This is a genomic window from Micromonospora sp. CV4, assembly GCF_003667455.1.
GTDB lineage: Bacteria > Actinomycetota > Actinomycetes > Mycobacteriales > Micromonosporaceae > Micromonospora.
The window spans coordinates 1-25687 of the sequence record NZ_RCVI01000208.1 but is presented as its reverse complement, the minus strand read 5'-3'; the positions used below and the strand labels follow the sequence as shown (position 1 = coordinate 25687).

The 25687-nt window shown below is 72.6% G+C and carries 22 protein-coding genes and 1 pseudogene; 14 read left to right on the top strand and 9 right to left on the bottom strand.

What is annotated here, in order from left to right; all coding sequences use genetic code 11:
* Positions 1 to 100 precede the first annotated feature (100 nt).
* Positions 101 to 1786: a hypothetical protein gene (locus EAD98_RS08125; protein WP_121653432.1), complete on the top strand. Its 1686-nt coding sequence runs from the start codon at positions 101 to 103 to the stop codon at positions 1784 to 1786.
* 14 nt (positions 1787 to 1800) lie between these two features.
* Here EAD98_RS08125 and EAD98_RS08120 read toward each other — a convergent pair whose 3' ends face one another.
* Positions 1801 to 2988, bottom strand: a complete 1188-nt coding sequence (locus EAD98_RS08120) for an NADH-quinone oxidoreductase subunit D (RefSeq protein ID WP_199723336.1) — start codon at positions 2986 to 2988, stop codon at positions 1801 to 1803.
* Positions 2985 to 4274, bottom strand: coding sequence for an SAM-dependent methyltransferase (locus EAD98_RS08115; RefSeq protein ID WP_233583756.1), 1290 nt, complete (start codon positions 4272 to 4274; stop codon positions 2985 to 2987). The genes EAD98_RS08120 and EAD98_RS08115 overlap by 4 nt, the downstream gene beginning before the upstream one ends.
* A 166-nt stretch (positions 4275 to 4440) precedes the next feature.
* On the opposite strand from EAD98_RS08115, the gene EAD98_RS08105 reads away from it, so the two are divergent.
* The 6 genes from EAD98_RS08105 to nadC all read left to right on the top strand — a co-directional run bounded on the left by EAD98_RS08105 (position 4441) and on the right by nadC (position 10596).
* Positions 4441 to 5415, top strand: a complete 975-nt coding sequence (locus tag EAD98_RS08105) for a Rossmann-like and DUF2520 domain-containing protein (protein WP_233578579.1) — start codon at positions 4441 to 4443, stop codon at positions 5413 to 5415.
* Positions 5412 to 6260: a pantoate--beta-alanine ligase gene (panC, locus tag EAD98_RS08100; RefSeq protein WP_121653430.1), complete on the top strand. Its 849-nt coding sequence runs from the start codon at positions 5412 to 5414 to the stop codon at positions 6258 to 6260. The genes EAD98_RS08105 and panC overlap by 4 nt, the downstream gene beginning before the upstream one ends.
* A gap of 40 nt (positions 6261 to 6300) precedes the next feature.
* Positions 6301 to 6729: an aspartate 1-decarboxylase gene (gene panD / locus EAD98_RS08095; protein ID WP_121653429.1), complete on the top strand. Its 429-nt coding sequence runs from the start codon at positions 6301 to 6303 to the stop codon at positions 6727 to 6729.
* Between the two features lie 96 nt (positions 6730 to 6825).
* Positions 6826 to 7722, top strand: coding sequence for a septum formation family protein (locus EAD98_RS08090; protein WP_121653428.1), 897 nt, complete (start codon positions 6826 to 6828; stop codon positions 7720 to 7722).
* A 108-nt stretch (positions 7723 to 7830) separates the two neighbouring features.
* Positions 7831 to 9528, top strand: a complete 1698-nt coding sequence (locus EAD98_RS08085) for an L-aspartate oxidase (protein ID WP_121653427.1) — start codon at positions 7831 to 7833, stop codon at positions 9526 to 9528.
* 171 nt (positions 9529 to 9699) lie between these two features.
* Positions 9700 to 10596 carry a carboxylating nicotinate-nucleotide diphosphorylase gene (nadC, locus tag EAD98_RS08080; RefSeq protein ID WP_121653426.1) on the top strand — a complete coding sequence of 299 codons (897 nt, stop codon included), beginning with the start codon at positions 9700 to 9702 and terminating at the stop codon, positions 10594 to 10596.
* 18 nt (positions 10597 to 10614) lie between these two features.
* Here nadC and EAD98_RS08075 read toward each other — a convergent pair whose 3' ends face one another.
* Complete coding sequence (locus EAD98_RS08075) at positions 10615 to 11706, bottom strand: DUF5919 domain-containing protein (protein WP_121653425.1); 1092 nt, start codon at positions 11704 to 11706, stop codon at positions 10615 to 10617.
* 118 nt (positions 11707 to 11824) lie between these two features.
* On the opposite strand from EAD98_RS08075, the gene EAD98_RS08070 reads away from it, so the two are divergent.
* Positions 11825 to 12583, top strand: a complete 759-nt coding sequence (locus tag EAD98_RS08070; RefSeq protein WP_121653424.1) for a type III pantothenate kinase — start codon at positions 11825 to 11827, stop codon at positions 12581 to 12583.
* 10 nt (positions 12584 to 12593) lie between these two features.
* Here the strand turns inward: EAD98_RS08070 and EAD98_RS08065 are convergent, their stop codons facing one another.
* Positions 12594 to 13331, bottom strand: a complete 738-nt coding sequence (locus tag EAD98_RS08065) for a class I SAM-dependent methyltransferase (protein ID WP_121653423.1) — start codon at positions 13329 to 13331, stop codon at positions 12594 to 12596.
* An 88-nt stretch (positions 13332 to 13419) separates the two neighbouring features.
* Between EAD98_RS08065 and lysS the strand changes: the two genes are divergently transcribed.
* The 3 genes from lysS (at position 13420) to EAD98_RS08050 (ending at position 18433) form a co-directional block, all read left to right on the top strand.
* Positions 13420 to 14928 (top strand): lysine--tRNA ligase, encoded by a 1509-nt coding sequence (gene lysS, locus EAD98_RS08060; protein ID WP_121653422.1) that lies wholly within the window; start codon positions 13420 to 13422, stop codon positions 14926 to 14928.
* A 111-nt stretch (positions 14929 to 15039) separates the two neighbouring features.
* Positions 15040 to 15384, top strand: coding sequence for an Lsr2 family protein (locus EAD98_RS08055; RefSeq protein WP_074318984.1), 345 nt, complete (start codon positions 15040 to 15042; stop codon positions 15382 to 15384).
* Positions 15385 to 15901: 517 nt separating this feature from the next.
* Complete coding sequence (locus EAD98_RS08050; protein WP_121653421.1) at positions 15902 to 18433, top strand: ATP-dependent Clp protease ATP-binding subunit; 2532 nt, start codon at positions 15902 to 15904, stop codon at positions 18431 to 18433.
* A 312-nt stretch (positions 18434 to 18745) separates the two neighbouring features.
* Here the strand turns inward: EAD98_RS08050 and EAD98_RS08045 are convergent, their stop codons facing one another.
* Positions 18746 to 19657, bottom strand: coding sequence for an A/G-specific adenine glycosylase (locus EAD98_RS08045; RefSeq protein WP_121653420.1), 912 nt, complete (start codon positions 19655 to 19657; stop codon positions 18746 to 18748).
* Between the two features lie 96 nt (positions 19658 to 19753).
* On the opposite strand from EAD98_RS08045, the gene EAD98_RS08040 reads away from it, so the two are divergent.
* The 3 genes from EAD98_RS08040 (at position 19754) to EAD98_RS08030 (ending at position 21693) form a co-directional block, all read left to right on the top strand.
* Positions 19754 to 20266, top strand: a complete 513-nt coding sequence (locus tag EAD98_RS08040; protein WP_121653419.1) for a glycine cleavage system protein R — start codon at positions 19754 to 19756, stop codon at positions 20264 to 20266.
* Positions 20263 to 20859, top strand: a complete 597-nt coding sequence (locus EAD98_RS08035; protein ID WP_121653418.1) for a peptide deformylase — start codon at positions 20263 to 20265, stop codon at positions 20857 to 20859. Before EAD98_RS08040 ends, EAD98_RS08035 begins: the two co-directional genes overlap by 4 nt.
* A gap of 117 nt (positions 20860 to 20976) precedes the next feature.
* Positions 20977 to 21693, top strand: a complete 717-nt coding sequence (locus EAD98_RS08030) for a hypothetical protein (RefSeq protein ID WP_121653444.1) — start codon at positions 20977 to 20979, stop codon at positions 21691 to 21693.
* A 6-nt stretch (positions 21694 to 21699) separates the two neighbouring features.
* Here EAD98_RS08030 and disA read toward each other — a convergent pair whose 3' ends face one another.
* The 4 genes and pseudogenes from disA to EAD98_RS08010 form a co-directional block, all read right to left on the bottom strand.
* Positions 21700 to 22884, bottom strand: coding sequence for a DNA integrity scanning diadenylate cyclase DisA (gene disA / locus EAD98_RS08025; protein WP_121653443.1), 1185 nt, complete (start codon positions 22882 to 22884; stop codon positions 21700 to 21702).
* Between the two features lie 131 nt (positions 22885 to 23015).
* Positions 23016 to 24473, bottom strand: coding sequence for a DNA repair protein RadA (radA, locus tag EAD98_RS08020; protein ID WP_121653417.1), 1458 nt, complete (start codon positions 24471 to 24473; stop codon positions 23016 to 23018).
* 84 nt (positions 24474 to 24557) lie between these two features.
* On the bottom strand, positions 24558 to 25346 hold the full coding sequence (locus tag EAD98_RS08015; RefSeq protein ID WP_121653416.1) for a hypothetical protein: 789 nt from the start codon (positions 25344 to 25346) through the stop codon (positions 24558 to 24560).
* 140 nt (positions 25347 to 25486) lie between these two features.
* A pseudogene (locus EAD98_RS08010) lies at positions 25487 to 25687 on the bottom strand (hypothetical protein); the annotation flags it as partial.

Genomic DNA, 25687 nt, shown 5'->3' with positions numbered 1-25687 from the left:
ACCAGGTCGGGGGCGTCGTCACGTCAGTACGCCCGCGCCCGGCCGGTGCGCCTCACCGGTCCGTTCCCCTGAGCGGGGATCCTCGGTAGGCTGCACAGCCATGCCAGCCCCGGTCGCCCCCGATGCCCGGCGTCAACCGCCGCTGCTGACCATGCTCTTCTGGGCCGGCGTGGCCCTCGCTCCGGTGGCGGCGCTGATTCTGCTGGTCGCCGACGGCAACGGCCCGCTGCGCTTCGCGGCGGTGCTCGCCATCCTGGCGGTGGTGCTGATCGGCCTCTCCATCGCGCTGCGATCCGACGGTGAGGACGCCTCGGCGCGAGCCGACGAGCTGCTGGACGAGATCGAGGAGCTCCGCCGGGAGTTGCGCGCCGAGATCGTCGCCGCCGCGCAACGCGGTAACCAGGCGCTCGACCAGGCACAGCGGGCCCAGGAGGGCGTCATCGCCGTCCGCCGCCGCCTCGACGCCAGCGGCGCCGCGCTCGCCGGCGCCGCTCCCGCCGAACCGGCGGGTGCCGGTCGGGCCCGGGTCCCGGTCGGCGAGCCGGTGGACGAAGTTCCGGTCGCCCGCAGCCGCGTGTCGGTGCCCGGCGACGCCCCGGCCGGTCGCGGCCGGATGTCGCCTCCGGAGCACGCCGGTGCTCGCCGGGGCCACCCCGAGCGCGCGGACGATGACGAGCCGCCGTATCAGGCGGCCCCCGACGCCGAGCCGCCGGTCAGCGGCGGGTTCTACGGCGCCGAGCAGCCGGCCGCCGGGTACGGCACGGAGCGACCGGCCGCCGGGTACGGCACTGAGCGACCAGCCGCCGGGTACGGCACTGAGCGACCGGCCGCCGCGTACGGCGCGGCGCGACCGGCCGCCGGGTACGGCTCCGTGCCCCGACCTCGGGAGCACGACCGCCCCGAGGCGGCGCACCGCCAGGTCGGCGTGGTGCGGCACACCGAGACGGTCCACGTCACCACCCGACACACCGTCGTCGACGGCGGTCCGGCCGAGCCGGGCGGGCGGTACGGCGGCGGGTACGCCGGCCAGTGGTCTCCGCCGGCGCAGGAGTGGACCCGGGGCGGCGCGGAGGAGCGTTCCCGGGGCGCGCAGGCGGCGACCCGGGATGAGCCCGGCTGGACGGCCCGCCGCGACGAGCCGGAGTGGGATGATCCACGCGACGCGTACGCGCAGCCTGACGACCGCGGCTGGTCGGAGCAGCGCGAGCCTGACCTAGCGACCGCCGAGTCGCAGCCCGGACCGGCCCTGCGGGCCGACGACACCGGTGAGTACTGGTCGCAGCTGCGCGCCGGTGACCGGTGGGCCGCCGTGCGGGACGACGACAACGGCCGTGAGATGCGGGTCGGGGAGCGCCGCGCCGAGGTGCACGCCGACGCCACGGGCACCGAGTACCGGATGGCCGACCGCTGGGCCTCCGTCCGCCACGAGGACCCCCGCCGGCACGAGGACGCGCGCCGCTACGACGAGCCGCGCGGGCACGAGGACGCGCGCCGCTACGACGAGCCGCGCCGGTACGACGAGCGCGAGCCGTACCACCGGGACGAGCCGGCGCGCCGACACGAGCGCGGCGGCGGTTGGCGGGACGGGCCGGCGGACCGGCCGGCGCTGCCGGTGGGCGGTGTGCCGGTGCCGGACGAGTGGCGCCCACCGCGCCAGCGCGGCCACCAGGCGGAGCCCGTACCGGAGCGGGCCGGCCGGCGCCGGGTCGACGAGCGGTACGGCTACCCGCCGCAGGACGACGTGCCGCGTGCCGGGGGCGCCCCGGCCGACGACCGCTGGCGCTGACCGTCAGCCCGGTACTACTTGTCGATGTCCCCGACCACGAAGAACATCGAACCGAGGATGGCGATCAGGTCCGGCACCAGGCAGCCGGGGAGCAGGGTGGCCAGCGCCTGCACGTTGGCGTACGACGCGGTGCGCAGCTTCAACCGCCAGGGCGTCTTCTCGCCCCGCGACACCAGGTAGTAGCCGTTGATGCCGAGCGGGTTCTCGGTCCAGGCGTAGGTGTGTCCCTCCGGCGCCTTGAGCACCTTCGGCAGGCGGGTGTTGATCGGTCCGGTCAGTTGGTCCACCCGCTCCAGGCACTGCTCGGCGAGGTCCAGCGAGGCGTACACCTGGTCCAGCAGCACCTCGAACCGGGCGTGGCAGTCCCCGGCGGTCTTCGTCACCACCGGCACGTCCAACTCGTCGTAGGCCAGGTAGGGATCGTCGCGGCGCAGGTCCAGGTCGAGCCCGGAGGCCCGGGCCACCGGCCCGGACGCGCCGAACGCGGCGGCGTCCGCGGCGGACAGCACCCCGACGCCCACCGTCCGGGCCAGGAAGATCTCGTTGCGCCGGATCAGGTGGTCCAGGTCGGGCAGCCGCCGGCGTACCTCGCCGATCGCGGCGCGGGCCCGGCCGGTCCAGCCGTACGGCACCTCCTCCTTGAGGCCGCCCACCCGGTTGAACATGTAGTGGATCCGGCCCCCGGAGACCTCCTCCATGACCGCCTGGATGGTCTCCCGCTCCCGGAAGGCGTAGAAGACCGGCGTGATCGCGCCGATCTCCAGCGGGTAGGAGCCGAGGAACATCAGGTGGTTGAGCACCCGGTTCAGCTCCGCGAGGGCCATCCGCAGCCAGGTGGCACGCTCGGGCACCTCCATGCCCATCAGCCGCTCCACCGCGAGCACCACACCCAGCTCGTTGGAGAACGCCGACAGCCAGTCGTGCCGGTTGGCCAGCACAATGATCTGCCGGTAGTCGCGTACCTCGAAGAGCTTCTCCGCGCCCCGGTGCATGTAGCCGACGATCGGTTCGCAGGCGATCACCCGCTCGCCGTCGAGCACCAGCTTCAGCCGCAGCACGCCATGGGTGGAAGGGTGCTGCGGGCCGATGTTCAGCACCATGTCGGTGCCGAGCTGCTGATCGCCGGTGCCGGCGACCAGGCCGGCACCGGTGCCGACGGTCAGTTCACGGAGGGCCCCGGCGTCGGTGGTCATGCCCGTCATCGTGCCACGGCCGGAGCGAGCGGGATGCCGACCGGTTGGCGCAGCCACCAGTGCCCGCCGAGCCCGGCCGGGTCGGTCAGCTCGGCCACCGCCGACGCGGCGGCCAGCGCCCGCACGTAGCCGGCCGGGTCGGTGCCGGCCAGGCTCAGCGGCGGTCGGCCGCCGTCGGCCCCGAGCGCACGCAGCGCCTCGGACTGCGAGACCAGGGAGTACGCGCACCGGGCGACCGCCGCACCGGCGGAGGCGACCGAGTCCATGGCCACGTGCGCGGTCACGTCCGTCGTTCCGTCCGGCACCGGAGGCACCTGCCGCCCAGCCCGGTACCCGGTCAGCGTCCCGTCGACCGGCCTGCTCTCCCGCAGGTGCCCGTAGTCGACAGCGACGGCCAACCCGCGTTCGATCTTTTTCACGGCGTTCGCCCAGGCCTCGTCCCTGGTCCGGCCGATCTCGGCCCGTCTGTGGTTGCTGTGGGGGGTTTCCGGGCAGCCCGGCCGGCTCCGGGCGGTCAGGCTTGATCCCTGCGCCGGCCGGGCTGCCCGGAAACCCGACTCGCTTGTGCTGGTCGCGTCCGTCGAGGTCGGATCACGGTCTGCGGTGGGCGGGCTCGTGGGCCACCACCTCTTGAGCCAGGCAAGATCAGCGGGAGTGACCAAGTCACCAACCGTCTCGGCACCACTGCCGGGGTCGACCAGCAGGTATCGCCAGCCGTCCTCGGTGTGCACCGCGACGTCCAGTGGGACGTTGTCCAACCACTCGGTTGCCAGCAACACCCCCGTGATCTCATCCGGGATCTCGGACACCCAGTTGATCTCTTGCGGGAGGTCTTTGGGCCTGGTTGCGTACTCGACTGCTGTGAAGCGCACTCGTTCCGCGAGCGACGGACGGACGGCGACCGACGACGGCTCGTCGCCCGACGGACGGGCGGAGGTCGTGGGAGTCAGGGTTTCCGGGGAGCCCGTCCGCGGAGGGATCAAGCCTGACCGCCCGGAGCGGGTGGGCTCCCCGGAAACCCCCACCGCGAGCCCGACGGCGTCCTCGGACGAGACGAGCCTGAGCAGGGTGCGCAGCAACTCCCCCCGCCCGGCCCCGACGTCGACGACATCGAGACGGGCAGGGTGGCCGAGGGCCGTGTCGACCTGCGTGAGAAGGCGTAGCAGGGCGGTGGCGAAGGCTGGCGAGGCGTGCACGCTGGTCCGGAAGTGGTCGGCCGGCCCGGCGCCGGAGACGAAGAAGCCGTCCGGCCCGTAGAGGGCGTCGCTCATCGCGTCCCGCCACCGGATCGACATCGTTCTCCTCGGGTTCAGCATGCGTCGCCGTGCCGACCCTACGGTCACCGGCTGAGAGGCCCTTCCTTCGGTGGTGAAGGTTTTCACACATGCTTGTCCCGGTTCGGCGGGCCGGGCGCATACTTGCGATCGACCGGTACCCCTTCTCGAGGACTGGATCGTCGTCATGAGCGCACCGCTGCGCCCGCGTCCGGCCGCCCCGCACGGGCCTGCCGCATCGCGGGATCGCGCCGTTCCCGGCGCCCGCGCCACCTCCCGTCTGCTCACCGTCGGTGTCGTCGGCGCCGGCCGCGTCGGCGCCGTGCTGGGCGCCGCACTCGCCGCCGCCGGGCACCACGTGGTCGCCGTCACCGGCGAATCCGGGGCCAGCCGAGCGCGCCTCGCCCTGCTGCTGCCCGAGGTGCCCCGCCGGCCGGTCTCCGCCGTCGCCCACGCGGCCGCCGACCTGCTGCTGATCGCGGTACCGGACGACGCGCTGGCCGGGGTGGTCGCCGACCTCGCCGAGCGGGGCGCGCTGCACCCGGGTCAGGTGGTCGCGCACACCTCCGGCGCACACGGGCTGGCCGTGCTGGCGCCGGCGGTCGCGGTGGGCGCCCGGCCGCTCGCCCTGCACCCGGCCATGACCTTCACCGGTACGCCGGACGACCTGGCACGCCTCGACGGCATTTCGTACGGGGTGACCGCCCCGGCGGAGCTGCGCCCGCTGGCCGCCCGGCTGGTCGCCGACCTGGGTGGCGTGCCCGAGTGGGTGGGCGAGACCGACCGTCCGCTGTACCACGCCGCGCTGGCGCACGGCGCGAACCATCTGGTGACCCTGGTGAACGAGGCGACCGACCGGCTGCGGGACGCCGGGGTGGCCCGTCCGGAGAAGGTGCTCGCCCCGTTGCTGCGCGCGGCCCTGGAGAACGCGCTGCGCCTCGGCGACGACGCGCTCACCGGCCCCGTCTCCCGCGGCGACGCGGGCACCGTCCAGCGGCATCTGTCCCGGCTGGCCGCGACCGCCCCGGAGTCCGTTCCCGCCTACCTGGCACTGGCCCGGCGCACCGCCGACCGGGCGATCGCCGCCGGCCGGCTGCGGCCGGTGGACGCGCAGTCGCTGCTCGGCGTGCTCGCCGATTCTGGTCGGGAGGTGGCCGCGTGACGCTGCTCGTACACACTCGTGCCGAGCTGGCCGAGGCCCGGGCCGGGCTGAAGGGCACGGTCGGTGTGGTGATGACCATGGGTGCCCTGCACTCCGGGCACGAGACCCTGCTGCGTGCGGCGCGGGAGCAGGCCGACCACGTGCTGGTGACGATCTTCGTGAACCCGTTGCAGTTCGGGCCGAACGAGGACTTCGACCGCTATCCCCGGACCCTGGACGCGGACCTGGAGGCGTGCCGGCGTGCCGGTGTCGACGTGGTCTTCGCCCCGTCGGTGTCCGACATGTACCCCGACGGCCAGCCGCGGGTGCGACTCGACCCCGGTCCGCTCGGCGCGGAGCTGGAGGGCGCGAGCCGCCCCGGCTTCTTCCACGGTGTGCTCACCGTGGTGCTGAAGCTGCTCCAGCTCACCCGGCCGGACCTGACGTTCTTCGGCGAGAAGGACTACCAGCAGCTCACCCTGGTCCGGCGGATGGTCCGGGACCTGGACGTGCCGGTCGAGGTGGTCGGCGTGCCGACGGTTCGGGAGCCGGACGGGCTGGCGCTGTCCAGCCGTAACCGCTACCTGAGCGAGCCCGAGCGGGCCGCCGCGCTGAGCCTGTCCGCCGCGCTGCGGGCCGGTGCGCAGGCCGCCGACGCCGGCCAGGACGCGGGTGCGGTGCTGACCGCCGCGCACGCCGCGTTCGGCGCCGGTACGCCGGGCGCCCGGCTCGACTATCTGGTGCTCACCGATCCCGAGCTGGAGCCGGGACCGGTCTCGGGGCCGGCACGGCTGGTGATCGCCGCGTGGGTGGGCGCCACCCGCCTGATCGACAACGCGGCGATCCACCTCGCGCCCCGCCCCTGACCCGGCCGCACCCCCACCACTTTCGCGAAAGGCCATCCCGATGCTGCGGACCATGCTCAAGTCGAAGATCCACCGGGCCACGGTGACCCAGGCCGACCTGCACTACGTCGGTTCGGTGACGGTGGACGAGGACCTGCTCGACGCCGCCGACCTGCTCCCCGGCGAGCAGGTGGCGATCGTGGACATCACCAACGGCGCCCGGCTGGAGACGTACGTCATTCCGGGCCGGCGGGGCAGCGGCGTGATCGGCATCAACGGCGCGGCCGCGCACCTGGTGCACCCCGGTGACCTGGTCATCCTCATCTCGTACGGGCAGATGGACGACGCCGAGGCCCGGTCGTACCGGCCGCGGGTGGTGCACGTGGACGCCGACAACCGGGTGATCGAGCTGGGCGCCGACCCGGCCGCCGCGGCGCCCGGTACGGCCGGCGACCCGGTGCCCAGCCCGTTGGCCGTGGCGAGCGCCTGATCCCGCGCACGGCGATTCCGGTCTGTCACCGGAAGGTCATTTCCGGTTACCCTTGGCACGCCGTCGGAAGCTGGTCGGTGGCTGGGGGAGGCCGCGATGCGCCGTGCGATGACGACCCTGCTCGCCACTGCCGTCACGGCAGTTCTGCTGGTCGGCTGCGCCGGGGCCGGCGGCCTCGACGGTGATCTGACCGACGACTGGGCGGCGCTGCCGCCGGCGGCGGCGTTCACCCCGGTTGCCGGTGTGTGTCAGGCCGCCGACTTCACCGACGTGGTCACCCTGGCCAGCTACCAGCCGATGGACTGCGCCGGCCCGCACCGGGTGGAGACCGTGCACGTTGGCGCCTTCCCGGTCGAGCGGGCCACCGCCCCGGCCGGCGGCTCGGCAGAGCTGCGCGGCGCGTTCGCCGAGTGCGACAACCGCGCCACCGGGTACGTGGGCGACGACTGGCGGGCCGGCCGGCTGCGGCTGTCGGTGGCGCTGCCCTCGACGCCGGGCTGGGCGGCCGGGTCCCGCTGGTACCGGTGCGACCTCAGCGAGCTGACCACGGTGGAGGCGGCGGCCACGGTGGTGGTCCGGTCCGGCAGCCTGCGGGACGCGTTGAAGGGGCCCTCCGGGCTGCGGCTGGGCTGCCAGCAGACCCGCGGCGGCGCCGGCCGGGGCGTGCAGACGCTGGTGCCGGTGGAGTGCGGCGGTCGGCACGACGCCGAGTTCGTCGGGGTCTGGAAGGCGCCGGACCGGCCGTATCCGACCCGGGATGCCGACTGGGCTCCGCTCTACACCGGGTGTCGCAGCGTCCTCGGCCGGTACGTCGGGGTCCCGGACGACGCCAAGCTCCGGTTCCGCAGCGGGGTGGTGGTCCGCCCGCCCGGTGCGGGGCGCTGGAAGGTCGGTGACCGGGGGGTCCGCTGCTACCTGTGGCTCAGCGACCGTACGGTGACCGCCTCGCTGCGGGGCGCGGGCCCGGCGGGGCTGCCGGTCCGGACGAAGTGACGACGGCCCGCCGGTCGGCGCGGTGCGGTGGGAGCGGGACGGGGTAGCCCATACCACTCGTCCCGCCCCCGCCGCCCCGGACGAGACCGGTTCGGGTTGACTGGGGGGATGGACCTTCCGACCGTCGACCTGCCGGCCCTGCCCTCGTTGCTGGCCGCGCCCGCCCCCGGCTGGGTGGAGACCACCGACGTGATCGTGGTGGGTTCCGGGGTGGCCGGGTTGACCGCGGCGCTGCACCTGCGCGAGGCGGGCCTGCACGTCACGGTGGTCACCAAGGTCAACATCGATGACGGCTCGACCCGGTGGGCGCAGGGTGGCATCGCGGCGGTGCTCGATCCACGCGACACTCCGGCGGCGCACGCCTCGGACACCGAGATCGCCGGCGTCGGGCTCTGCGACCCGGCGGCGGTCCAGGTGCTGGTCGAGGAGGGCCCGATCCGACTGCGGGAGCTGATGCGGATCGGCGCGGAGTTCGACCGCCACCCGGACGGCTCGTTGATGCTGACGCGTGAGGGCGGGCACCGGGCGGACCGGATCGTGCACGCCGGCGGGGACGCCACCGGGGCCGAGGTGCAGCGGGCACTGCACGAGGCGGTGCGGCGGGACCCGTGGATCCGGCTGGTCGAGCACGCCCTGGTGCTGGATCTGCTGCGGGCGCCCGGCGACGGCCCGGACGGGCTCGGCCCGGCCTGCGGGATCACCCTGCACGTGCTCGGCGAGGGCAGCGAGGACGGTGTCGGCGCGCTGCTGGCCCGGGCGGTGGTGCTGGCCACCGGCGGGATGGGCCAGATCTTCGCGGCCACCACCAACCCGGCGGTCTCCACCGGGGACGGGGTGGCGCTGGCGATGCGGGCCGGCGCGGCGGTGACCGACGTGGAGTTCGTCCAGTTCCATCCGACCGCCCTGATCACGCCGGCCGGCGCCGGTGTTCCCGGCGCGGGGCGCGCGCAGCAGCCGCTGGTCTCCGAGGCGCTGCGCGGCGAGGGCGCGTACCTGGTGGACGCGGACGGCAAGCGGTTCATGGTGGGCCAGCACGAGTTGGCCGAGCTGGCTCCCCGGGACGTGGTGGCCAAGGGCATCCACCGGGTGCTGCTCGCCACCGGCGCGGACCATGTCTTCCTCGACGCCCGGCACCTGGGCGGGGCCTTCCTCGCCGGTAGGTTCCCCACCATCGTGGCGTCCTGCCTGGCGATCGGCGTGGACCCGGCCACCGACCTGATCCCGGTCGCCCCGGCCGCGCACTACGCCTCCGGTGGCGTCCGGACCGATCTGCGCGGCCGCACCTCCATCCCCGGCCTGTACGCGTGCGGTGAGGTCGCCTGCACGGGCGTGCACGGCGCGAACCGCCTGGCCAGCAACTCGCTGCTGGAGGGTCTGGTCTTCTCCCGACGGATCGCCGACGACATCGCGGCGGGCCTGCCCGAGCAGGTCCGGCCGGCGGACACCGGCGCGTGGCGTGGCGGTGCGGGCTGGGTGCTGCCGGCCGAGGTGACGCCGGCTCTGCAACGGGCGATGACCCGCGGTGCCGGGGTGCTCCGCTCGGCCGCCACGCTGGCCGAGACGGCCGGGACGCTGACCGAGCTGGGCACCGCCCGAGGCCGGCCGCGGACGGCCGACTGGGAGGCGACGAACCTGCTCACCGTGGCGTCGACGCTGGTGGCCGCCGCGTACGCGCGCGGTGAGACCCGGGGTTGCCACTGGCGGGAGGACTTCCCGACGGCCGACGAGCGGTGGCTGGGCCACCTGGTCGGGTCGGTCGGGGCGCAGGGCCGGTTGACGCAGCAGTGGGAGGGACGGCAACAGTGAGCGCGAGGAGTGAGCCGGTGTTGCGAGCCCCGCAGTCGCGAACGGAGATGGCCCAGTGAGCGCGAGGAGTGAGCCGGTGTTGCGAGCCCCGCAGTCGCGAACGGAGATGGCCCAGTGAGCGCGAGGAGTGAGCCGGTGTTGCGAGCCCCGCAGTCGCGAACGGAGATGGCGATGACGGAGTCGACGCAGCGGGCGTTGCGGGCGGACGGCCTGGACCCGGCGCAGGTGCGGCGGGTGATCGAGAACGCGCTGGTCGAGGATCTGGGGCCGGACTTCCTCGACGTCACCAGCGTCGCCACCATCCCGGCGGAGCAGACCGACACCGCCGACCTGGTGGCCCGCGCGGACGGCGTGGTGGCCGGGCTGGCCGTGGCCGCCGCCGTGTTCGAGCTGGTCGGCGAGGTGACCGGGTTCGGTCGTACCGTCGAGGTGTCGCTGGTGGCCCGCGACGGCGGGCGGGTGGCCCGCGGCGACGTGCTGGCGACGGTGACCGGGCCGACCCGGCTGCTGCTCACCGCCGAGCGGACGGCGCTCAACCTGCTCTGCCGGATGTCCGGCGTGGCAACCCACACCCGTGCCTGGGCGGACGCGCTGACCGGCACGAAGGCGATGGTTCTGGACACCCGCAAGACCACCCCGGGCCTGCGGGCGCTGGAGAAGTACGCGGTGCGGGCGGGCGGCGGCACCAACAAGCGGATGGGCCTCTACGACGTGGCCATGATCAAGGACAACCACAAGCTCGCGGCCGGCGGCATCACCGCGGCGTACCGGCGGGTCCGGGAGGCGTTCCCGGAGGTGCCGGTGCAGGTCGAGGTGACCACGGTCGACGAGGCGGTGGAGGCGGTGGGCGCCGGCGCGGACTTCCTGCTCTGCGACAACATGACCCCGGAGACGCTGGCCGAGGCGGTGGCCGCGGTGGGTGACCGGGCGGAGTTGGAGGCGACCGGCGGGCTCACCCTGGAGGTGGCGGCCCGGTACGCCGCCACGGGCGTGGACTTCCTCTCGGTGGGCGCGCTGACCCACTCGTCGCCCATCCTGGACATCGCGATGGACCTGCGCGTCGAATAGGGGATGCCTGGCCGTGCCTCAGACGGTGGTCAGCGAGGTGGCGGCCAAATTGAAGATCACCCGGTTCTCGGTGTCCTGCCGGCCGTCCAGGCCGTACTTGGCCCGGAAGAGCTCCAGCACCCGGTTGTAGACCTCGGGCGCCAGCTCGTCGGCCTCGCCGATGGCGAAGACCTCACCGGCCGCCTCCGGCCGGTCCAGCACCACGCTCAGTCCGGTCAGGCCGTGTCGGGCCACGTTGCGCACCAGGTCGGTGCCGGCGATGTACCAGTCGCCGTCGGAGCGTACGTAGAGCGCCTCGCAGGTCTCCAGGTCCCGCCCGGCCTGGCGCAGGCAGAGTCGCAGGCTGAGGCAGGCCTCCAGGTCCTCCAGGGGCGCGGTGTCCCACAGCTCGGCGAACCGGTCGTCGACGAACTCGCCCAGCGGGGTGGAGACGAACGCCTCGATCTGCTGGGTGTCGAAGGTGCTGCCCTGCACCGGGAAGAACGAGATGAACGCCTTGCCGTCCCAGCGGTACATCTGCACCGAAGGGGCGGCGCTGTAGACCCGTACCTGGAGCCGGGCCCGGGCCGCCTCCGGCAGCTCCTCGCGGAGCCGGGCGAGGTGCCACAGGTTGTTGAGGATGGCCACCGAGGCGTCCCGTCGGCGCAGCTCCTCGCCGCGGAGCCGGACGGCCGGTGAGTCCGGGTCCAGCAGCAGCACCTTGACGGTGGCGCCGTTGGCGAGCGCGGAGCGCAGCGCGGCCACGAACCGGGCCGCGTACGGGCCCTCGAGCATGCTCGTCCAGGTTTCCAGGATCGCCACGATCTCGCGGCACTGGGCGACCCGTTCGATCAGCGCGTCCCGGTCCAACCGGGGATGCTCGATGATGCTGACCGTTTGGAGTTCGCGAAAGAGCGGGTTGAGCACCACATAGGTCAGGAGCGTCATGATCAGTGCGGCGCCGATGTTGAGGTAGAGGTCGCCGGCGAAGCTGCCGTTCTCCCGCAGGGACGCCCGCCACGCCTGCACGATCATCCAGATCGCGCCGCCGGCCAGCGCGACCAGCACCAGCACGTGCCGCCGGCGCCGGCGCAGGGTGTTGCGCCCGCGCGCCCACCACGTCCCCGACATGTCCGCTCCCCGTCCGGCCGCGCCGTGGATTGACCTATGTTCATGTCGTGATGGGACCAGGATACGGTCCGCCGGCCGGTCCGCGCCCGTCCGTACGGTCGTTGTCTAGGCTTCGTGCGTGCTGCTCTGCATCGACATCGGAAACACCAACACCGTGCTGGCGACCTTCGACGGCGACAAGCTGGTGCACTCCTGGCGGATCAAGACCGATGCCCGCTCGACGGCGGACGAGCTGGGTCTGATGTTCCGGGGTCTGCTCGCCGGGGACAACGTCGAGATCACCGGCGTGGCCGCCTGCTCCACCGTGCCGGCCGCGCTGCGCTCGCTGCGCACCATGCTCGGCCGCTACTACGCCGACCTGCCGAGCGTGATCGTCGAGCCCGGCGTGCGGACCGGGGTTCAGCTGGCGATCGACAACCCGAAGGAGGTGGGCGCCGACCGGGTGGTGAACACCCTGGCCGCGTACACGCTCTACGGCGGGCCGTCGATCGTCGTGGACTTCGGTACCACCACCAACTTCGACGTGATCAGCGGTCGGGGTGAGTTCCTCGGCGGGGCGTTCGCCCCGGGCATCGAGATCTCCTTCGACGCGCTGGCCGCCAGGGCCGCCCAACTGCGCAAGGTCGAGGCCACCAAGCCCCGCTCGGTGATCGGCAAGAACACCGTGGAGTGCCTCCAGGCCGGCCTGTACTTCGGCTTCGCCGGGCAGGTGGACCGGATCGTCGAGCGGATGACCGAGGAGTTGGGCGAGGTGAAGGCGGTGATCGCCACCGGCGGCCTCGCCTCGCTGGTGCTCAACGAGTGCCACAGCATCACCCACCACGAGCCGATGATCACGCTGATCGGCCTGCGAATGGTCTACGACCGCAACCTGTGATCCCGGTGGTTCAGCGCCGCCGGGCGCGCAGCACCAACGTCCGGTACGGCAGCTCGAGGGTTTCCCGGCCGGCCAGGGCGGGGTGGGTGTCCAGGAGGTCGGTGAGCTCCCGCTGGACCCGCTGCTGATCCTCGGTGGAGGCGGTGAGCCAGTACGAGCGGGTGCGGACCATGCCGAACAACTCGTCCGGGGTGAGGGTGACGCGGTGCGCGAACTCGTCCACCTCGATCGCGTCGAACGCGGGGCCGAAGTCCGCGTACTCGCCGAACAGGCTGGCCGACTTGTCACCGAAATGGGCGATCCGTCCCAGGTCGTCCACCCAGTCCACGCGGTCGTCGCGGATGTTCCAGATGGGGGCGAAGGTGCCGCCGGGCCGGAGCACGCGGGCGATCTCCGCGTGCGCGGGCTCCCGGTCGAACCAGTGGTACGCCGTTCCAGCCAGCACCGCGTCCGCCGCGCCGTCGGGCAGCGGAACGGCCTCGGCGCTGCCCGCGAGCGCCGTCGTGCCCGGGGTGCTGGCGGCAAGCTGCGCCCGCATCCCCGGATCGGGCTCGACGGGTACGACCTCGTGGCCCAGCGCCAGCAGAGCGCGGGTCAGGATGCCGGTGCCCGCCGCGAGATCGACGACACGGGCGTCGCTCAGCCCGTCGAGTGCCCACCGGACAGCGGCATCCGGGTAGCGGGGTCGAAAACGGTCGTAATCGCTCGCGGCGGCGCCGAAGGAGAGGGCGGGAGTGTGATCGACCATGACGCGCAGGTTATCCGCTAACGACCCCCAGGGCGCTTGAGTACGCTCGGGCCTGACCCCCCGTATCTCCGTGACGAGGAAGCGTGCCGTGAGCGAGCAGAACGCCGTGCCAGTGGACCCCGCCGACGACCTTCCCGAGCAGATGAAGGTCCGCCGGGAGAAGCGGGACCGGATGATCGCCGACGGCATCGAGGCCTACCCGGTCGGATTCCCCCGCACCACCACCCTGTCGCAGGTCCGCGAGCGCTACGCCGACCTGCCCACCGACACCGCCACCGGCGACCAGGTCTCGGTCACCGGCCGGGTGATCTTCGTACGCAACACGGGCAAGCTCTGCTTCGCGACCCTGCGCGACGGCGACGGCACCGAGTTGCAGGCGATGCTGTCGCTCGACCGGGTCGGGCCGGAGCGGCTGGAGGCATGGAAGCGGCTGGTGGACCTCGGCGACCACGTCGGCGTCACCGGCGAGGTGATCACCAGCCGTCGGGGCGAGCTGTCCGTGCTGGCCGAGCGCTGGGAGATGACCGCCAAGGCGCTGCGGCCGTTGCCGGTGGCGCACAAGCCGCTCTCCGAGGAGGCGCGGGTCCGGCAGCGCTACGTCGACCTGATCGTCCGGCCGCAGGCCCGGCAGATGGTCCGTACTCGGGCCGCGGCGGTGCGCAGCCTTCGCGATTCGCTGCACGGGCAGGGCTTCATCGAGGTGGAAACTCCGATGTTGCAACTGCTGCACGGTGGCGCGGCGGCCCGACCGTTCGTGACCCACAGCAATGCGTTGAACACCGATCTGTATCTGCGAATCGCTCCGGAACTGTTTCTCAAGCGCGCGGTGGTCGGCGGTGTGGACCGAGTCTTCGAGATCAACCGCAACTTCCGTAATGAGGGTGTCGACTCTTCGCACTCACCGGAGTTCGCGATGCTGGAGACGTACGAGGCGTACGGCGACTACGACACGATGGCCGAGTTGACCCGCAATCTCGTGCAACAGGCTGCGATCGCGGTCAGCGGCTCGACCGTGGTGACGCACGCCGACGGTCGGGAGTTCGACCTGGGTGGTGAGTGGCGGTCGGTGACCCTGTTCGGGGTGCTTTCCGAGGCGCTCGGCGAGGAGGTCACGGTCCGCACCGAACGGTCCCGCCTGGTTGAGTACGCCGACAAGGTGGGATTGGCCGTGGACCCGAAGTGGGGCCCCGGCAAGCTGGTCGAGGAACTGTTCGAGGAGCTGGTCGTCCCCGGTCTGGTGGCACCCACCTTCGTCCGCGACTACCCGGAGGAGACCAGCCCGCTCACCCGGGCGCACCGCAGCGAGCCGGGGCTGGCCGAGAAGTGGGACCTCTACGTGCTCGGGTTCGAGCTGGGCACCGCGTACTCCGAGCTGGTCGACCCGGTGGTGCAGCGGGAGCGGCTGGTGGCCCAGGCGCAACTCGGCGCTCGTGGCGACGACGAGGCGATGCGTCTCGACGAGGACTTTCTCCGGGCGATGGAGTACGGAATGCCTCCGGCCGGCGGTATGGGAATGGGAATCGACCGGCTGTTGATGGCCTTGACCGGGCTCGGAATTCGGGAAACGATCCTCTTCCCGTTGGTCCGCCCCGAGTAGTCCGGCTCGGCTCGTGCCGCGTCGATACCGCATCCTATTGACGGGGCGAGCGGCGCGCGGGTTATTGTGCTCTCGTTAGCAGGAGCACCCTGCTCGAAAGGATTGTGGGACGTGGCCAAGCAGATCATTCACAAGCTGGTCGATGACCTGGACGGCGGGGACGCGGACGAGACCGTCAAGTTCGCCCTCGACGGCGTTCAGTACGAGATCGACCTGTCGAGTTCCAACGCCGCGAAATTGCGCGACGTATTCGCTCCATACGTGGGTGCCGGCACCAAGGTGGGCCGGGGCGGCGTGGTCATCGGTGGACGGGCCGCCCGAGGCCGGGGCGGCGCGACCGCCGACCGGGAGCAGAACAAGGCGATCCGGGAGTGGGCCAAGAAGGCCGGCAAGGACATCTCGGACCGGGGGCGCATCCCGCAGGAGATCGTCGACGAGTACCACGCGAAGCGCTGATCCGTCAGCAGTCTGGTGGCCAGCGGCCGCCGCAGGGCGACACCGACGCCGGGCCGGAGCATTCTCCGGGCCGGCGTCGCCTGTATTCCCGCCGGCCGCCGGCGGGGTGCCGGAGGCCGATCCGGGGATCGGGGAAGCATTCCCCGACGACCGACGTTGTCCACAACCAGTGGAGCAGCTGTCCACAGCCTGTGGACAACCTCCCCAAGGCCGGGCGCGGCGTTCGTCGCCAGCGCCGGTCCCCCTTCCCGGAGCCTTCCGGAGCCGGGAGAGGGCTTCCGTCGCGCCAGTCGGATTTCGCTCTGCGCGTAGCGACAGGGGTACCGGAACACCTCCTGAGCGCGGACGGTTGTGCAAAACGACGTGGAACCGACCCGTACCCGAGACACACGACCTCAGCTGAGTCGGTCAGCGACGATAGAGTAAGGAGGCACGGACGCCCGTCCCGGACGTTCGTGCACCGGCCCCGCCAAGATCTTGACCATCAAGGCGCACGGCACGTGAGGAGCACGAGGGCATGTTCGAGCGGTTCACCGACCGAGCGCGACGGGTTGTCGTCCTGGCCCAAGAAGAGGCCCGGATGCTCAACCACAACTACATCGGTACGGAACACATCCTGCTGGGCCTGATCCACGAAGGTGAAGGCGTCGCGGCAAAGGCCCTGGAGAGCCTCGGCATCTCCCTGGAGGGCGTCCGCCAGCAGGTCGAGGAGATCATCGGCCAGGGCCAGCAGGCGCCGAGCGGGCACATCCCGTTCACGCCGCGGGCCAAGAAGGTGCTGGAGCTGTCGCTGCGCGAGGCGCTGCAGCTCGGCCACAACTACATCGGCACGGAGCACATCCTGCTCGGTCTGATCCGCGAGGGTGAGGGCGTCGCCGCCCAGGTGCTGGTCAAGCTCGGCGCCGACCTCAACCGGGTCCGCCAGCAGGTGATCCAGCTGCTCTCCGGCTACCAGGGCAAGGAGCCGGCCGCGGCGGGCGCCGCGCCGGGTGAGGCCGCGCCGTCGACCAGCCTCGTGCTGGACCAGTTCGGCCGCAACCTGACCCAGGCCGCCCGCGAGGGCAAGCTCGACCCGGTCATCGGGCGCGAGAAGGAAATCGAGCGGGTCATGCAGGTGCTCTCCCGCCGTACCAAGAACAACCCGGTCCTGATCGGTGAGCCCGGCGTCGGTAAGACCGCCGTGGTGGAGGGCCTGTCCCAGAAGATCATCAAGGGCGAGGTGCCCGAGACGCTCAAGGACAAGCAGCTCTACACGCTCGACCTCGGTGCGCTGGTCGCCGGTTCCCGCTACCGCGGTGACTTCGAGGAGCGCCTCAAGAAGGTGCTCAAGGAGATCCGCACCCGCGGCGACATCATCCTGTTCATCGACGAGATCCACACCCTGGTGGGTGCGGGTGCCGCCGAGGGCGCGATCGACGCGGCGAGCATCCTCAAGCCGATGCTGGCCCGTGGTGAGCTGCAGACCATCGGTGCCACCACGCTCGACGAATACCGCAAGCACCTGGAGAAGGATGCCGCCCTCGAGCGCCGGTTCCAGCCGATCCAGGTGGGTGAGCCGTCGCTGGCGCACACCATCGAGATCCTCAAGGGCCTGCGCGACCGCTACGAGGCGCACCACCGCGTGAGCATCACCGACGCGGCTCTCGTGGCTGCCGCAACTCTGGCCGACCGGTACATCTCCGACCGCTTCCTGCCGGACAAGGCGATCGACCTGATCGACGAGGCCGGTGCCCGGATGCGGATCCGCCGGATGACCGCGCCGCCAGACCTGCGCGACTTCGACGAGCGCATCGCCCAGGTGCGTCGCGACAAGGAGTCCGCGATCGACGCGCAGGACTTCGAGCGCGCCGCTCAGCTGCGCGACAAGGAGAAGCAGCTCCTCGGCCAGAAGGCGCAGCGGGAGAAGGAGTGGAAGGCCGGTGACCTGGACGTCGTCAGCGAGGTTGACGACGAGCAGATCGCCGAGGTGCTCGGCAACTGGACCGGCATCCCGGTCTACAAGCTGACCGAGGAGGAGACCTCCCGCCTGCTGCGCATGGAGGACGAGCTGCACAAGCGCGTCATCGGCCAGGAGGACGCGGTCAAGGCGGTCTCGAAGGCGATCCGGCGTACCCGGGCCGGCCTGAAGGACCCGAAGCGCCCGTCGGGCTCGTTCATCTTCGCCGGCCCGTCCGGTGTCGGTAAGACCGAGCTGTCCAAGGCGCTCGCCGAGTTCCTCTTCGGCAGCGAGGATGCCCTCATCCAGCTGGACATGTCCGAGTTCCACGACCGCTACACGGTCTCCCGGCTCGTGGGTGCCCCTCCCGGCTACGTCGGCTACGACGAGGGCGGGCAGCTGACCGAGAAGGTGCGGCGTCGGCCGTTCTCGGTGGTTCTCTTCGACGAGATCGAGAAGGCCCACCCGGACGTGTTCAATACGCTGCTCCAGATCCTGGAGGACGGTCGGCTCACCGACGGTCAGGGTCGGATCGTGGACTTCAAGAACACGGTCATCATCCTGACCACCAACCTGGGCACCAGGGACGTCGCCAAGGCGGTGTCGCTCGGCTTCCAGGCGTCGGAGGACTCCGAGTCCAACTACGACCGGATGAAGCAGAAGGTCAACGACGAGCTCAAGCAGCACTTCCGGCCTGAGTTCCTCAACCGGATCGACGACACCATCGTCTTCCACCAGCTGCGCCAGAACGAGATCCTCTCGATCGTGGACATCATGATCCAGCGGATCGAGACGCAGCTGCGCAACAAGGACATGGGTCTGGAGCTGACCGACAACGCCAAGAAGTACCTGGCGGTGAAGGGCTTCGACCCGGTGCTCGGTGCCCGTCCTCTGCGTCGCACGATCCAGCGCGACATCGAGGACAACCTCTCCGAGCGGATCCTGTTCAACGAGCTGACCCCCGGCCAGATCGTTGTGGTGGACTGCGAGGGCGACCCGAACGACATCGACAAGTCCAAGCTCGTGTTCCACGGCGCGGACAAGCCGGTGGAGGTTCCGGACGCCGTTCCGGCCGACCTCGGCGGCACCGCCTCCGCGGGCGCGGACGAGTAGCACAAGCAGCAGCAGAGGCGGGGCCTCGGTGGCGCAAGCCACCGGGGCCCCGCCTTTTCCGCTGTCCGTCCGCCCCGCCGAGCGCGGCTTTCGCCCGCGGCGGTCGTCACGCCCCTGGCCTCGTCCTCGGATTGATCGACTCGATGTCGGCGATGTCGGGGTGTCCCCGCATCGGGATACCGCGATGTCGGCGGTATGGAGTCGATCACCGCCTCGCGGGCCGAGCCCGCCCTCGCGGGCCGAGCCCTCGCGGGCCGAGCCCTCGCGGGCCGACCGCCGGGGCGAGGCGGGGCGCCGGAGGGGAGCCGCGGGTCAGGTCGTGAGGTTGGCGGCGGGCAGGGACGGGCCGTCGCCGGTGAGGCGGAAGGCGTCGGTGCCGACCGGCTCCACGAGCCCGTCCTGTACCAGGCCGGCCAGGGCCCGGGCGCGCTGCACGTCGTCGGTCCAGACCTGGTCCAGCCGTTGGTGCGGGACCGGTCCGGTGGTCTCCCGGAGCACCCCGAGCAGCAGTCCGCGTACCTGCCGGTCGGTGCCCGCGTACCGCTGGGGGCGGCGGGTGGGTCCGGCCGGCGTCTCCTGCCCGGAGGCCCGCCAGGCGCAGACCGACTCGACCGGGCAGGACGCGCAGCGCGGTGAGCGGGCCGTGCAGATCACGGCGCCCAGCTCCATGAACGCGGCGCTGGCCAGCGCCGCCGCGGCCGGCTCCGTGGGCAGCAGTTCCTCGGTCGCGACCAGGTCGGCCGGCCGGGTGACGGCTCCGGCGTCCGGTTCGCCGGCCACCGCCCGGCTGACCACCCGGCGCACGTTCGTGTCGACCACCGGGTGCCGCTGCCCGTACGCGAACGCGGCCACCGCCCGCGCCGTGTACGTCCCGACCCCGGGCAGGGCCAGCAGCTGCTCCAGCCGGTCCGGCACCTGACCGCCGTGCCGCTCCACGATCGCGACCGCGCACTCCCGCAGCCGGACCGCCCGCCGGGGGTAGCCGAGGCGCCCCCACATCCGAATCGCCTCAGCCGGGCTGTCCGCCGCCAGCGCGGCCGGGTCCGGCCAGCGGGCCAACCACGCCTGCCAGGCGGGGACGACCCGGACCACCGGCGTCTGCTGGAGCATGACCTCGCTGACCAGGATGGCCCACGGGCTGACCCCGGGCCCGCGCCACGGCAGGTCACGGGCGTGCTGTCGGTACCACTGGCTGACCAGGGTGGCGAAATCGGATTGAGTCATCGCGCCGTCGATGATGTCACGTGGTGCGGTCCCGCTGGATGGGCGGCTCGGGCGGGGTGTCACGGCGGCGGCCGGCGGATCGGGCAGAATGCCCGGATGAACGAGCTCGCGATCACCGTCATCGGTCGGGACCGGCCGGGCATCGTGGCCGATGTCGCCGAGGTGCTGGCCCGGCTGGGTGCCAATCTCACCGACAGCACGATGACCCGGTTGCGGGGGCATTTCGCGATGACCCTCATCTGCACCGGTCCGGCCGCCGCCGAGGTCGAGGCCGCGTTGGCGCCGCTGGCCGCCGAGGGCCAGCTTCTGGCGACGGTACGCGCGGTCACCCCGGACGGCGAGGTGGCCCCGGTGGGCGAGCCGTACGTGCTGGCGGTGCACGGGTCGGACCGGATGGGCATCGTCGCGGCGATGACCCGGGTGCTGGTGGACGCCGGCGGGAACGTCACCGACCTGAGTACGCGGTTGGCCGGCTCGCTCTACGTGGTGCTGGCTGAGGTGGAGTTGCCGGCCGGCGTCGCCGACGCGCTGACCGACCGGTTGCACCGGGCGGCCGCGGAGCTGGGTGTCGAGGTGACCCTCCGGCCGGCGGATCCGGACCTGTTGTGACCGGCGAGGGGAGCGGCCCGGACACCGGCCGGAGCGTCGGGACGTACGTGGGGCTGGGCGGGTGGACGCCGGAGTCGCTGGGCGTGCGGGGTGAGGTGCGTGCGGTGGTGTCTGCCCCGCACCCGGTGTTGAGCCGGGCCGGCGGCGAGGTCGATCCGGCCGCGGCGGAGACCGTCCGGCTGGCCGCCGACCTGGTCGCCACGATGCGGGTGTCGCCGGGTTGCGTCGGTCTGGCCGCGCCGCAGATCGGGGTGGCCGCCCGGGTGTTCGCCGTCGACGTGACCGGGCATCCGAAGGCGGTCACCGTGCACGGCACCTTCGTGCTCTGCAACGCCCGGGTGGTCGAGGCGACCCGGTGGAAACCGGGCCGGGAGGGGTGCATGTCGGTGCCGGACCTGACCGGGGACGTGAAGCGGGCCAGCCGGTTGGTGGTGGAGGGCGACCTGCCGGGGAGCGGGGAGCCGGTCCGCCTGGTGACTGACGGCTTCGAGGCGCGGGCGTTGCAGCACGAGATCGACCACTGCGCCGGGTTGCTCTTCCTCGACCGGGTGGCTGGCGCACACGCCGTCTATCAGCGCAAGGTCTACCTGTGACGGTGCGCCGCACGATCGCTCCAAGCCTCCTCAGTGGACGGTCTGTGGGTCGTGTGGGCGGCGCTCCGGCGCGTCGCGCCGGGCTGGGGCCGCGGCGCGGCTACGGTGGGAGGCATCATGCGTCTGACGGTCGGCCCCCTGCCACCCGCCGTGTACTGGCGGCGTCGCGTCGTCGTACTCGGAGCGGGGCTTCTCTTCCTGATTGTCCTGCTCTACTCCTGCACCGGCTCGGGTCGCTCCGACGGTCGACCGCAGGCGGGGGCGACGCCGACATCGGCTCCGACGTCCGCCGCGAGCCCGGGTGCCGGCGGGCCGGTGTTGACCCCGCAGACCGGCGCTCCGCCGGCGTCCGAGGATCCTGACACCGGGAGTCCGAGCCCGGAGACCACCAGCAACGACCCGCCGCCGGGCTCGGCCGCCGGGTCGGTGGACGACGGCACCTGCACCGACGCGGAGATCAGCGTGACCTCGGTGGCACGGCCGACCTCGGTTCAACGCGGCGCGGTGGTCGACCTGCAGCTCAAGATCAAGAACACCTCGGACCGGACGTGCAGCCGGAACGTCGGCGCCGACCTCCAGGAGATCTTCATCAAGTCCGGAGCCGAGAAGGTGTGGTCGTCGGACACCTGCGGCAAGGTCCAGGGGTCGGACCCGCAGTCGTTCACCCCGAACTTCGAGCGTGCCTACGAGGTGGGCTGGAACGGGCGGGACAGCAGCCGCTGCGACGGCAGTGGGCTGGCCGCCGGCCCCTTCCCCCCGGTCGGGACGTACCAGGTGTTCGCACGGGTCGGCACCAAGCTCAGCGCGCCGGTGAAGCTCACCGTCACCGGCTGAGCCGGGTCAGACGTACCGCTCCAGGATGGACGCCTCGGCGAGCCGGGACAACCCTTCGCGGACGCCGCGGGCCCGGGCGTCGCCGACCCCCTCGACGGCCTGCAGGTCCTCCACGGTGGCGCCCAGCAGCCGCTGGAGGCTGCCGAAGTGCACCACCAGCCGGTCGACCACCGGCACCGGCAGCCGGGGCACCTTGGCCAGCAGTCGGAAGCCCCGAGGGCTGACCGCCGCGTCCAGCGCGTCCGTTGCGGCCGGGTAACCGATCGCCTTGGCCACCGACACCAGGTCGATCAGCTCGGTGGCACCGAGCAGGTCCAGCTCGACCAGCGCCTCGTCCAGAGTGCGGGACTTGCGGCCGACCGGCAGGTAGTCCCGGATGACCAGCGTCCGGTCGGCGTCCACGCCGGCCATCAGCTCGTCGAGCTGGAGGGCGAGGAGGCGGCCGTCGGTGCCCAGCTCGACCACGTAGCCGGCGATCTCGTCGGCGATCCGACGGACCATCTCCAGCCGCTGCACCACCGCCACCGCGTCCCGCACGGTGACCAGATCCTCGATCTCCAGAGCGGAGAGCGTCCCGGAGACCTCGTCCAGCCGGAGCTTGTAGCGCTCCAGGGTGGCCAGCGCCTGGTTGGCCCTGGAGAGGATGGCCGCCGAGTCGTCGAGCACGTGCCGCTGACCGTTGACGTAGAGGCTGATGATCCGCATCGACTGGCTGACCGAGATGACCGGGTAGCCGGTCTGCCGGGCCACCCGCTCGGCCGTGCGGTGCCGGGTGCCGGACTCCTCCGTCGGGATGGACGGGTCGGGCATCAGGTGCACGGCCGCCCGGACGATCCGGGTGCCGTCGCTGGAGAGCACGACGGCGCCGTCCATCTTGCAGAGCTCCCGCACCCGCGTCGCGGAGAACTCCACGTCCAGGGGGAAGCCGCCGGTGCACAGGCCCTCGACGACCTTGTCGTAGCCGAGCACGATGAGCGCGCCGGTGCGGCCACGCAGAATGCGCTCCAACCCGTCGCGCAGCGCGGTGCCGGGCGCCATCAGGGCGAGGTTCGCCCGCAGCGGGTCGCCGGCGCTCCCGGCGGCTCCCGCGGTCACGTTCACGCTGATCGGGCGGGCGGGCGAGCCCACGCCGCCGGTGCGGGCGTGAGGCGGCGCGCCGGCAGGCTTGGTGGTATCGCGGTCGATCGGCACGGGCACAGTCTACGGACTGCCGTGCGGTGGGTGCTGTCGTGGTTACTGTGATGTGTCACGATGCCGCCCCTTCAGCCGCTTCCCGCTTGCGGCATGCTGTCCGGTATCGCCGTCCCCGTCGCCACGGTGGGTCACTCGGCGGACGCGCGGGCCGCATGGTGCAGGGCCGAGCGTACGTCTGTGACCTCGGTCACCTGCATCTGCTCGGGACCGGCGCCGGTGCTGGCCGGGCCGCAGCCGGGCGGAACCAGGGCAACCTTGAACCCCAGCCGGGCCGCCTCGGCCAGCCGGCGGGGCACCGCCCCGACCCGGCGCACCTCGCCGGTCAGCCCCACCTCGCCGATCGCCACCAGGTGCGGCGCGATGGCCAGGTTGAGCCCGCCGGAGGCGACCGCCAGCGCGACCGCCAGGTCGGCGGCCGGCTCCACCACGCGAATGCCGCCCACGGTGGCCGCGAAGACCTCCCGGTCGTGCAGGGTGAGCCGCTCGGTGCGGCGTTGCAGCACCGCGAGCACCATCGCCAGCCGGGCCGAGTCGAGGCCGGAGACGGTACGCCGGGGAGAGCCGGCGACCGTCGCTCCGATCAGCGCCTGCACCTCGGTGACCAGCGCCCGGCGCCCCTCCATCGCCACCGTCACGCAGGTGCCCGGCACCGGCTCGGAGTAGCGGGTCAGGAACAGCCCGGACGGGTCGGCCAGGCTGCTGATGCCGCCCTCGTGCATCTCGAAGCAGCCGACCTCGTCGGCCGCACCGAACCGGTTCTTGACGCCGCGCACGAGCCGCAGCGAGGAGTGCTTGTCGCCCTCGAAGTGCAGCACCACGTCGACCAGGTGCTCCAGCACCCGGGGCCCGGCCACCTGGCCGTCCTTGGTGACGTGCCCCACCAGCACCGTGGCGATGCCGCGTTCCTTGGCGACCGAGACCAGCGCCGCCGTGACCGCCCGGACCTGGGTCACCCCGCCGGGCACCCCCTCGGTGCCGGTGGTCGAGATGGTCTGCACCGAGTCGAGCACCAGCAGGCCCGGCTTGACCGCGTCGAGGTGCCCGAGCACCGCCGCCAGGTCGCTCTCCGCCGCGAGGTAGAGCTGGTCGTGCAGGGTGCCCATCCGCTCGGCGCGCAGCCGGACCTGGCTGACCGACTCTTCTCCGCTGACCACCAGCGAGGGACTGCCGGCGCCGACGGCCCACTGCTGTGCCACGTCCAGCAGCAGGGTGGACTTGCCCACGCCGGGCTCGCCGGCGAGCAGCACCACCGCGCCCGGGACCAGGCCGCCGCCGAGCACCCGGTCGAGCTCGCTCACCCCGGTGGGCCGGGCGCGGGCCGGCGCGGCGCTGATGGTGGCGATCGGCCGGGCGGGCTCCGCCGGCATCCGGGAGCTGACCACCCGACCGGAGACGGTCGGCCCGGTCACCGTGGACTCGACCACCGAGCCCCACTCGCCGCACTCCGGGCAGCGCCCCACCCACTTGGGCGGCTGGTGACCGCAGGCGTCGCACTCGTAGGCCGGACGTGGCTCTCGGGCGGTGGCCCGACCACGGGCGCCGCCGGCCGTGCCGCCGCGCGGAGAGGTCGATCGGGGAGTGGTCACATCAGGACGCTAGCCCCCGCGTACGACGAAAACACCCCGGCGTGGTGGGCACCACGCCGGGGTGTCTGTCGATGTCGGGTCGGGTCAGCCGTGGGTCGTGCCGCCCTCGTCACCCTCGTAGCCGCCCTCGCGCTCGATGATCGGCGACGGGGGAGCAGCCGGGGTGAGCGGCACCGCGATCGGCGCGGGGCCGGTGACCGTGTTGCCGTTGCCGAAGTCGAAGGTCACGAAGACGTTCTGCCCGGAGCGCAGCTCCTCGGTCAGGCCGATCAGCCGGAGCTGCTGGGTGGCCTCGGAGTTGAGCTGGAGGTAGCTCAGCGGAGCCAGCTCGATCCGGGCGGGCTGGCCCGGAGCGGAGGGGCTGGCCGAGCCCGACGCCCGCGCCGACTCCGGGGCGGACGGGGTGGCCGAGGACGAACCGGTCTCGGACGGGGTCGCCGACGGGCTGGCCGAGCCGGACTCGGAGGCGGACGGGCTGGCCGAGCCGGACTCGGAGGCGGACGGGCTGGCGGAGGCCGACTCCGAGGCGGACGCCGACGGGCTCGCCGAGCCGCCGGTGATCACCACCTCGCGGGCGCTCTCGGTGGTGACGGTGACCGTCACCGTGTCCTTCGAGTCGTTGTAGATTACGGCGTTGAGCGCCGCGTCCTGCCCCGCCCGGTAGCCCTCGGTGCCCGGGAAGTCGACCAGCAGGCCACGCACCGCGAAGGCGCCGTTTCCAGCCGTGAGGTTGACGCCCTGGACCGACGGCTCCTTGTTGGCGGTCTCGGCGATCTGGCCGGTGCCGCACCCGGACGCCAGCAGGCTGGTCGCCGTCGCAATCCCGGACAGCAGCAGGGCCGCCCGCCGGGATCCCCTGATCGAGCGCGTCACGTCGGTCCTCCTCGTCACGATCCGCAACCGGCCGCACGCCGGGCACGGTGGCCATACCCGCGCAGACCGCGCTCCAGGGTAGTTGGAGCTGATCGAGGCCCGCACGCGGACCCGGGCAATGCCACCTTCCCGGGTGCCGGTCACACCACCCGACCGCTCGCCACCAGCAGGACCACGTCGATGAGGGCCACCAGCATCACCGCCCGGAAGGCGGCCACCGGTCGCCGGCCGGCCCGGACCGCCGAGCGCCCGGCGTACCAGCTCAGCGCCGGCACGGCGGCGGCCGCACCGACCGCCGTCAACCCGATGGCCGACGGCGGCCCGGGCGGCCCGAGGACCAG